Annotated in this window: 1 protein-coding gene; it reads left to right on the forward strand. The window is 65.0% G+C overall.

The genetic code is table 11. From position 1 onward, the window contains the following. A partial coding sequence (sat, locus tag ACEWPL_RS19415) for a sulfate adenylyltransferase (protein ID WP_420744406.1) occupies positions 1-1,085 on the forward strand: 1,085 nt, incomplete at both ends.

Below are 1,085 nucleotides of genomic sequence, written 5' to 3' on the forward strand. Positions count from 1 at the left end.
GAACTATACGTCAGTCACGAGTCTGCGCAGAAGCTGAAGGTGGAGGCGGGCAATCTGGTCAGCCATGATCTGACGCCGCGGCAGATCTGTGATCTGGAGCTTTTGATGAACGGGGGCTTCAACCCGCTCAAGGGGTTTCTGGGCGAGGCGGATTACAACGGCGTGGTCGAGGATATGCGCCTCGCCTCGGGCGCGCTCTGGCCGATGCCGATCACGCTGGATGTCAGCGAGGCCTTCGCCGAAGCGCTGGAGCTGGGCCAGGACATCGCGCTGCGCGACCAGGAGGGCGTGATCCTCGCCACGATGACCGTGACCGACCGCTGGACCCCTGACAAATCGCGCGAGGCCGAAATGGTCTTCGGCGCCGATGACAGCGCCCATCCGGCCGTCAACTACCTGCACAACACCGCCGGCACCGTCTATCTGGGCGGGCCGGTCACGGGCATCCAGCAGCCCGTGCATTACGATTTCCGCGCCCGCCGCGACACGCCCAACGAATTGCGCGCCTATTTCCGCAAGGTGGGCTGGCGCAAGGTCGTCGCCTTCCAGACGCGCAACCCGCTGCACCGCGCGCATCAGGAGCTGACCTTCCGCGCCGCCAAGGAGGCGCAGGCGAACCTTCTGATCCATCCCGTCGTCGGCATGACCAAACCGGGCGATGTCGATCATTTCACCCGCGTGCGCTGCTACGAAGCTGTCCTCGACAAATACCCCGGCTCGACCACGGCGATGAGCCTGCTGAACCTCGCCATGCGCATGGGCGGCCCGCGCGAGGCGGTCTGGCACGGGCTCATCCGCGCCAATCACGGCTGCACGCATTTCATCGTCGGGCGCGATCATGCCGGCCCCGGCAAGAACTCGCAGGGCGAGGATTTCTACGGGCCCTACGATGCGCAGGACCTTTTCCGCGCGCACCAGTCCGAGATCGGTGTCGAAATGATCGATTTCAAGCACATGGTCTATGTGCAGGAGCGCGCCCAGTACGAGCCGATGGACGAGATCGCCGACAAGGACGACGTGACGATCCTCAACATCTCGGGCACCGAGCTGCGCCGCCGCCTGCAGGAGGGGCTGGAGATCCCCGA

This window comes from Roseovarius roseus (assembly GCF_043355935.2).
GTDB classification, from domain to species: domain Bacteria; phylum Pseudomonadota; class Alphaproteobacteria; order Rhodobacterales; family Rhodobacteraceae; genus Roseovarius; species Roseovarius roseus.